The organism is Halolamina rubra (assembly GCF_000739555.1).
GTDB lineage: Archaea > Halobacteriota > Halobacteria > Halobacteriales > Haloferacaceae > Halolamina > Halolamina rubra.
Map to the genome: position 1 here is coordinate 1 of NZ_BBJN01000066.1, position 8,404 is coordinate 8,404.

Here is an 8,404-nt window from a genome sequence, read left to right on the forward strand (position 1 = left end):
GACATGGCGTCGACGGCTGGGCACGCGCCGTGACTGAGTTGGAAGGAACAGGTTTAACGACGCCCACGCCGGATTTTCGCCCGATGGGACTCGAGGAGGAGATAGAGGAGCTCCGCGAGGAGATCGCCGAGACGCCCTACAACAAGTCCACGGAGTCACACATCGGGCGGCTGAAGGCGAAACTCGCGGAGAAGAAGGAGAAGCTGGAGAACCAGTCCTCCTCCGGCGGCGGCCACGGCTACGCCGTCGAGAAAACCGGCGACGCCACCGTCGCCCTCGTCGGCTTCCCCAGCGTCGGCAAGTCGACGCTGATCAACGCGCTCACCAACGCCGAATCGGAGACCGGCGAGTACGAGTTCACCACGCTCGACGTGAACCCCGGGATGCTGAAACACCGCGGCGCGAACATCCAGATCCTCGACGTCCCGGGGCTGATCGAGGGCGCCGCCAGCGGCCGCGGCGGGGGTCAGGAGGTCCTCTCGGTCGTTCGGACCGCAGATTTGGTGGTGTTCATGCTTTCGGTGTTCGAGATCGACCAGTACGAACGTCTCCGATACGAGCTCTACCAGAACAAGATACGGCTCGACACCGAGCCCGCCAGCGTCTCGATCACCAAATCCCACACCGGCGGCCTGCAGGTGACGACCAGTGACTCCGTCTCCATGGACAAGGAGACGATCAAGGACGTGCTCCGGGAGCACGGCTACGTCAACGCCGAGGTGACCGTCCGCGGCGACCCCTCGATCGACGAACTGATCGACGCGATCATGGACAACCGAGTCTACCTCCCGTCGATCGTCACGGTCAACAAGGCCGACTTGATCGACGCCGACTACCTCCCCACCGTCGAGGAGAACCTCCGAGAGCACGACATCGACCCCGACGAAGCCATCTTCATCTCCGCCCAGGAGGAGAAGGGCCTCGACGGGCTCAAAGAGGAGATCTGGGAGGAGCTGGGCCTCATCCGCGTGTACATGGACAAGCCCGGCCGCGGCGTCGACTACGAGGAGCCCCTCGTCCTCCCGCCGGGCTCGACCGTCGAGGACGCCTGTCTCGACATCGGCGGCGAGGAGTTCCTGAACCGGTTCCGCTTCGCACGCGTGCGCGGTGAGTCAGCGAAGCATGACGACCAGCAGGTCGGCCTCGAGCACGAACTCGCCGACGAGGACGAACTCCGCATCATCGTCCGCAAGTAGCCGCGTCGACGGCGCGCCGTGACACCTGCCGCCAGTGGTTCCAAAGCAGTTATGGCGAGAGCGAATAAGTGACACACACTCGCGATGGACCCGCTCCTTCTGGCACACGTCGCTCTCTTCGGCGTCTCCGGTGTGGCCTGTCTCCTGAGCCTCCCGCGGGCGTTCCGGATCAAACACCCGGGCACCCGAGAGGGGCTGGTCGCGCTCCTGCTCGCAGTCACCCTGTGGTCGTTGGGCTACGTCGGCTACCTCGTCGCGCCGACCGACAGCCTCCGCCTCACCTCCTACACTGTCGGGTTCATCTTCGCCTTCGTCGCCGTCGCGGCGTGGACCTACTTCTGTGCCGCCTACACCGGCCGCCGCCCGCGTCAGGCGCCGTACCGCTGGGCCATGGTCGGCGTGTTCCTCCTGTTCGTCGGCCTCAAACTGACCAACCCGGTGCACAACCTCTACTACACGACCGCCTGGACCACGGAACCCTTCCCCCACCTCGCGATCCAGCACGGGATCCTCTACTGGGTAACCTTGGGGCTCTCCTACGCGGTCATCGCCGTCGGCTTCTTCATGCTGCTCGAGCGGTTCTACCACACCGGCACCGACAGCCGGCCGCTGATCGGTCTCGCTCTGGTGACCGGTGTGCCCGCGGTGGCGACGATCTTCGGCGAACAGATCGCCTGGCTGCTCCCGCTGATGTACGAGCCGCCGGGCGTCGCCGTCTTCGCCGTCGGCACGCTGTTCGTCTACGTCCGCCGGTTCGAGGCCGTCCAGCTCACCGGCGGCAGCGACGCCCCCGCGGTGTTCCTCGACCGCGACGAGCGCGTCCGTGACTTCAACCACGCCGCGGCGACGCTGTTCCCGGCGCTCCGGGACTCGATCGGCCGGCCAATCGACGCCGTCGACGCCGAGTTCGCGGCCCGACTCGACGATCCGGGCGTGTTCGCCACCGGCCCCGAGGACGACCGGCGCTACTACCAGCTCTCGGTCTCCCCGTTCACCACTGGCGGCGTCACGACCGGGAAGCTGGTGACGATCACCGACGTGACCGACCAGGAGGCGTACCGTCGCCGACTCGAGGAGAAGACCGAGCAGCTCGAGGCGCTGAACCGCGTCGTGCGCCACGACATCCGCAACGACATGGCCGTGATCCGCGGCTGGGCGGAGACGCTGCCGCCCCACGTCGACGAGGAGGGCCAGGAGGCGCTCGACCGCGTGCTCCGGAAAGCCGACCACGTGATCTCACTCACCGAGACCACCCGCGAGTTCGTCGAGTCGCTGTCGGGCGAACGGGCCCCGGACCCCGGCCCGACCGACCTGCGGCGCCACCTCGAGACCGAACTTAACGCCGTCCGCGAGTCGTTCCCCGACGCCGAGTTCCGCCTCGAGGGCGAGCTCCCGACCACGTCGGTGCTGGGCGACGAGATGCTCTCCTCGGTGTTCCGCAACCTGCTCGAGAACGCCGTCCGGCACAACGACGCCGAGACGCCCGAGATCACCGTCGAGGCGAGCGAACACGGCGACACCGTCGAGGTCCGCGTCGCCGACAACGGGCCGGGCGTCCCCGACGACCAGAAGGAACGGATCTTCGGCAAGGGGGAGAAGGGGCTGGACAGCCCCGGTTCCGGCATCGGGCTCTACCTCGTCAACACGCTCACCGAGCAGTTCGGCGGCACGGTCCGCGTCGAGGACAACGAGCCGCGGGGTGCCGTCTTTGTCGTTGAACTCGTGGCCGCCGACGCCCCCGAGCAGCCGGCCAGCCCGTAGCGCCGCGACGACGGGACCGGGCATAGATTCAACATCACGCACGGCGAACTGGGGGGTATGCACCTGCGAGCCGCACGAGAGACCGACATCCCCGGTATCAGGGACGTGGCGAACCGCTCGCTCGCCGCCTCCTACGACGACGTGCTCGACGACGAGAGCCGTCAGATGGCGGTCGAGAAGTGGTACGGCACGGCGGAGTCCGCACCCGGGACGATCGCCGAGGAGCTCGCCGACGACCAGACGATCGTGATCGTCGCCGAGGACGACGGCGAGATCGTCGGCTTCGTGCAGGCGTTCGTCGCCGGCGACTCCCCCCGCGTCGGCCAGATCGAGTGGCTCCACGTCCGCCCGGACCGGCGGAGTGAGGGAACCGCTGACCAGCTGCTCGACCGGATCGAGTCGGCGCTCCACGACGCCGGCGCCGAGCGGATCGAGGCCCGCGTGATCGAGGCGAACGAGGCGGGCGTGGCGTTCTACGAACAGTACGGGTACGATCCCGCGCACACGCGTCACGTGCGCCTCGCGGGCGACCGCGTGGTCGAGGTGACGCTCGTCGGCGAACGCGGGCCGACTACCGCCGACGACCAGTCCGAACGCGTCGAGACCGACGACGGCGAGACGCTCGTGATCGCCTACGACGAGAGCGAGCGCGGCTCCGAGGGGCCGTTCCACCCGACCTACCTCGACGAGGAGCGGACGGAACACTACGGCTGGTACTGTAGCGTCTGTGGCAGCGTAGACGTGAGCGTCGGCACGATGGACGAGTTCGTCTGTGACGACTGCGGGAACAAACGGCAGGCGATGCGCTGGGACGCCGTCTACGGCGGGTAGTACCGACCCCCTGATCCGGCGGCGCCGGCCGCAGGCGCAAACGGTATCCCCCTCTCCCTCTCAGTTCCCGGTAGTGATCGACGCCGACGACCTGGCGCGCAACTGGATGGATCTCGGCGAGGGCTGGCAGGCAGTGCTGCTGGGGCTCCTGCTCGTCGCCGCGGTCCGACTCGGGCTCACGATCCCGTGGTGAGCGTGTCCCGAACCCTTCTTCCCGGGCTCGCGCTCCTCCTCGGCCTCGGCCTCGCCGCCCGCCTCCTGGGTGCCGTGTTCCCGCTCAACCACCTCGTCGCCGCGATCCTGCTCGGCGTCGTCGTCGGCAACATCGTGGGCATCCCCGACCTCACTCGAGCGGGCGTCGGCACCCACAAGCTCTGGCTCAAAACCGGCATCGTCCTCACGGGCGCGAGCGTCGCGCTCGACCGCGTGATCGCGGCCGGCCCGCGCGTGCTGCTGCTCGTCGGCGGCGTCGTGGCGACGACGATCCTCCTCGTCGAGGGACTGGCCAGACTCGCGTTCCGGATCGACGGCGAGACGGGGTCGCTGCTCGCCGCGGGCTCGGGCGTCTGTGGCGTCTCGGCGGTCGTCGCGGTCGCCGAGAGCATCGACGCCGACGAGGCGGCGGTCGCCTACGCCGCGACGACGATCCTGCTGTTCGACGCGCTCACGCTGGTCGCCTACCCCGCCGTGGGCACGGCACTCGGGCTCCCCGACCGGACGTTCGGGATCTGGGCCGGGCTGACGATGTTCAGCACCGGCCCCGTGACGGCTGCGGGGTTCGCGATCTCGGAGACCGCCGGCGAGTGGGCCGTGCTCGTGAAGCTGACCCGGAACGCCGCCATCGGCATCGTCGCCGTGGCGTACGCGGTGCTCTACGCCCGCGACCGCGGCCCGAGCCCGGGGAGCGATCGCGGCACGCTGGCCCGCCTCTGGGTCCCGTTCCCGAAGTTCGTCGTCGGCTTCGTCGCCGTCGTCGCGATCGCGAACCTCAGCCTGCTCGGCGCGGACGACGTCGACTCGCTCGCCAACGCCGCCGACTGGCTGTTCCTGCTGGCCTTTGTGGGGCTGGGGCTGGAGATCAACCTCTCGGAGCTCCGCGCGACCGGCTACCGGCCCGTGCTGGTGGTGTTGGTCGCACTGCTCGCCGTGTCCACGGCCGCGCTTACCGTGGTGCGCGCGACGTTCTGACCGCCGGGGACGCGGCGACGCCCCGCGGCGGGTGACTCAGTCCTCCTCCCAGCGATAGAGCTCCTCGCGGTCGGCGTCGCAGGCGGGGCACGTCTCGGGGAGTTCCTCGGCCAGTCGGCCCATCTCGCCGCAGTCCGAACACCGCCACATCACGGACTCCCGCTTCGCGGGCGCCTGCGGGTCGCCGATGGGGAGTTCGGTCTCGTTCTTGTTCCGCAGCTCGTTCTCTGGGTTGTCACTGGACGCCATACGTGCCCCTACGCACTGTGGTACGGTAAATCAAACCATGATTTTTCGGAGAGTTCACGCACGCTCGGGTACGAGGGGAGAGCCCATCCGGCGTCCTGCCGCCGGAAGCTATTCTTGCGGGTCGATCCAACGCCCGGTCGATGGCCGCAAGTGGGGACGAGCCGACCGTTCGCGACCAGTTCCGACAGTTCTTCGCGCTTGAAGGCGACGTGCTCACCCTGTCGCTGGCGATGTTCGCGTTCAGCCTCGGCTTCCAGATGACCAGCCGCTACCTCCCCGAGTACATGGCCGCCCTCGGCGCGTCGGGGTTCGTGATCGGGCTGTACGGCACGGTCGGCAACGTGATCTCGGCGGTGTACCCCTACCCCGGCGGCGCCGTCTCGGACCGGCTGGGCTCGCGCTACGCGCTCACGCTGTTCGGCCTGCTCTCGACGCTCGGGTTCGGGGTCTGGTTCGTGGCGCCCAGCGTCGGCGCCGTCGAACTCGCGGGTATCACGATCCAGCCCTGGCTCTGGATCTTCGTCGGCCTGCTGCTCGCGCAGGCCTGGAAATCCTTCGGCCTCGGCGCCACCTTCGCCGTCGTGAAGCAGGCGACCGAGCCGTCGAAGCTCGCCGCCGGGTTCGCGAGCACGGAAACGTTCCGCCGGACCGCCTTCTTCGCCGGCCCGGTGCTCGCGGCGGCGCTAATCGGGCTCCACCCCGAGTTCACGGTGAGCTTTCGGTACGTGCTCGCGGTCGCGGTCGCCTTCGGCGCCGTCGGCACGGTCGTCCAGCACGTCCTCTACGACGCGAGCGAGGACAGCTTCGGCGACTCCTTCGCCGGCCTCGAGCAGGTCCGGGCGGACCTCAGGGAGATGCCGAGCGAGCTCCGGCCGCTGCTCGTCGGCGACACGCTGGTCCGCTTCGCCAACGGGATGTTGTACGTGTTCTTCGTGCTGGTGGTCACGCAGTTCTACGAGGTGGGGTTCGACGCCACCGTCGCGCTCGCGGGCGCCAGCTACGCGATCGACCTCTCGCCCGCCGCGTTCTTCGGCTACCTCCTGGGCGTCGAGATGCTGGTCGCGCTGGCGACGATGATGCCCGCCGCGAAGCTGGCCGAGCGCGTCGGGCTCAAACCCATCGTCGGCCTCGGCTTCCTCGTCTACGGGACCTTCCCCATCGTGCTGATCTACGGCCCGGACGTGCTCGCACCGGCGATGTCGCTCCAGTGGGCGATGGTGCTGCTGTTCGCGTTCTCGGGGCTGCGCTTCGCGGGGCTCCCCTCCCACAAGGCGCTGATCGTCGGCCCCGCCGAACAGGACGCCGGCGGGCGCGTGACCGGGACGTACTACCTGCTCAGGAACACGGTCGTGATCCCGAGCGCCGCAATCGGCGGCTATCTCTGGGAGTTCGTGAGCCCGGAGCTCGCGTTCACCATCGCGGCCGTCGTCGGCGTCGCCGGCACGGGCTACTTCCTCGCGTTCGGGGAGGAGTTCGCTGCCTACCGGTAGGCACCGAGCGAGTTCCCCCTCGATGCGCGTTCGAACCCCAACTGCCGATTGAGCGTGTCGGCTTCACGCCCGCTCGATCGTGAGTCGGTCTGAACAGACGAACTCGAACGGTGACCGACCCGCTTCCATACTCAGATTCACCCCCGATATTGGCTGTCGCGTCGGTTTCCGGGGGCGTCGGCAGTTTCATAATCGGATTCGGGCCCCGCAAGGGGCGTGTCCGTGGAATACTGCAGATGCATTCAGGGTCAATCCGCTCGGCGCGTGGCCGATCGATCCCTGGTCGTCGACGAATCGGCTCATACCCGTCGAATTCGGCCGAATCAGGCTCGCCGTCGACGTATTCCGAATCGGGCTAATCGCCAGAGGGAACCCGATTATGAAGATTTTGCGCGCCGATTTCGGGAATATCGACGACCGTTTCGACGCCCTCGATTGCGCATACAGCGCTCTAGAACTAGGTTTTCGAGCGTTTCAGCGAATTGCCGACGGCCAGTCTACCTCCGATTTTGGCCACAATACAGGGACTACTTGCGGGGATTTCGGCCGATTATGATGGCGCCACAGACCCGAAACGGCGGGGTCAGATTTTCATAATCGGTTTCCGTCTTGCGATTCCCGGTTCGAAAATCCGATTCAGTGTTTCGTCTTCAGCTGGTTGTCAGTACCTGGCCACCGACGGTAAATGGGGCCACGGATCTCGGAACACGATTTCGGAACCCTGGTCGGAATCGTGTCGAGACTTCGTCGGGGCAGCGAAAAATATCGTGGCAGTACACCGGTATTTTGAACCTCGCCGGCGATTCTGTATCGCCCTATTGGATTTATTCCCCGACCTGTTCCTGGATCGACGCCACTACGTCGGGGTTGCGGAGCGTCGACGTGTCGCCGAGTTCCTCCCCGTTGGCGATGTCCTCGAGCAGGCGGCGCATGATCTTGCCCGAGCGCGTCTTCGGGAGTTCGGGCGTGAAGATCACCTGCTCGGGGCGGGCGATCGGGCCGATCGCGTCCTCGACGCCGGCGATGATGGCGTCGCGGAGCGTCTCGTCGCCGTCGTAGCCGTCCTCGGTGATGACGTAGGCGTAGACGGCCTCGCCTTTGACCTCGTGGTCGCCGCCGACGACCGCGGCCTCGGCGACCCCCTCGACGCCGACGATCGCGCTCTCGATCTCCATCGTCCCCAGCCGGTGCCCGGAGACGTTGAGCACGTCGTCGACGCGACCGAGAACCGTGATGTAGCCGTCCTCGTCGATCTTCGCCCCGTCCTCCGGGAAGTACACCCAGTCCTCGGGATCGTCGCTGTCGATGTCGGAGTACTCGCGCCAGTACTCGTCGACGAAGCGCTCGTCGTTCTGGTACAGCGTGCGGAGCATCCCCGGCCAGGGCTTCTGGATCGTCAGGTAGCCCGCCCGACCGGCGTCGACTGGTTCGCCGGACGTGTCGACGATCTCGGCGTCGACACCCGGGAGTGCCGGGCCCGCGGAGCCGGGCTTCATCTCCTTCACGCCGGGGAGGGTCGTGACCATCATTCCGCCCGTTTCCGTCTGCCACCAGGTGTCGACGACCGGGCAGGACTCGTCGCCGATGTGCTTGTAGTACCACTTCCAGGCCCGCGGGTTGATCGGCTCGCCGACCGTGCCGAGCAAGCGCAGGCTGGAGAGGTCGTGTGCGTCGGGGTACTCCGTCCCC

General features: G+C 67.5%; 7 protein-coding genes. 5 read left to right on the forward strand and 2 right to left on the reverse strand.

Going from position 1 to position 8,404, the window contains the following annotated elements:
- The first annotated feature begins 83 nt into the window (after positions 1 to 83).
- The 4 genes from ACP95_RS14865 (at position 84) to ACP95_RS14880 (ending at position 4,976) form a co-directional block, all read left to right on the forward strand.
- Positions 84 to 1,196 (forward strand): OBG GTPase family GTP-binding protein, encoded by a 1,113-nt coding sequence (locus tag ACP95_RS14865; protein WP_049981949.1) that lies wholly within the window; start codon positions 84 to 86, stop codon positions 1,194 to 1,196.
- 84 nt (positions 1,197 to 1,280) lie between these two features.
- Positions 1,281 to 2,957 (forward strand): sensor histidine kinase, encoded by a 1,677-nt coding sequence (locus ACP95_RS14870; RefSeq protein WP_049981950.1) that lies wholly within the window; start codon positions 1,281 to 1,283, stop codon positions 2,955 to 2,957.
- Positions 2,958 to 3,014: 57 nt separating this feature from the next.
- Positions 3,015 to 3,788 carry a GNAT family N-acetyltransferase gene (locus ACP95_RS14875; RefSeq protein ID WP_049981951.1) on the forward strand — a complete coding sequence of 258 codons (774 nt, stop codon included), beginning with the start codon at positions 3,015 to 3,017 and terminating at the stop codon, positions 3,786 to 3,788.
- 186 nt (positions 3,789 to 3,974) lie between these two features.
- Positions 3,975 to 4,976 (forward strand): YeiH family protein, encoded by a 1,002-nt coding sequence (locus ACP95_RS14880; protein ID WP_049981952.1) that lies wholly within the window; start codon positions 3,975 to 3,977, stop codon positions 4,974 to 4,976.
- A 36-nt stretch (positions 4,977 to 5,012) separates the two neighbouring features.
- Here ACP95_RS14880 and ACP95_RS16665 read toward each other — a convergent pair whose 3' ends face one another.
- Positions 5,013 to 5,225 (reverse strand): DUF7130 family rubredoxin-like protein, encoded by a 213-nt coding sequence (locus tag ACP95_RS16665; protein ID WP_049981953.1) that lies wholly within the window; start codon positions 5,223 to 5,225, stop codon positions 5,013 to 5,015.
- A gap of 140 nt (positions 5,226 to 5,365) precedes the next feature.
- Between ACP95_RS16665 and ACP95_RS14890 the strand changes: the two genes are divergently transcribed.
- Positions 5,366 to 6,715, forward strand: a complete 1,350-nt coding sequence (locus ACP95_RS14890) for an MFS transporter (protein ID WP_049981954.1) — start codon at positions 5,366 to 5,368, stop codon at positions 6,713 to 6,715.
- A gap of 824 nt (positions 6,716 to 7,539) precedes the next feature.
- Here ACP95_RS14890 and ACP95_RS14895 read toward each other — a convergent pair.
- The coding region (locus ACP95_RS14895) for an AMP-binding enzyme (RefSeq protein WP_154018558.1) at positions 7,540 to 8,404 on the reverse strand (865 nt) is incomplete at its 5' end.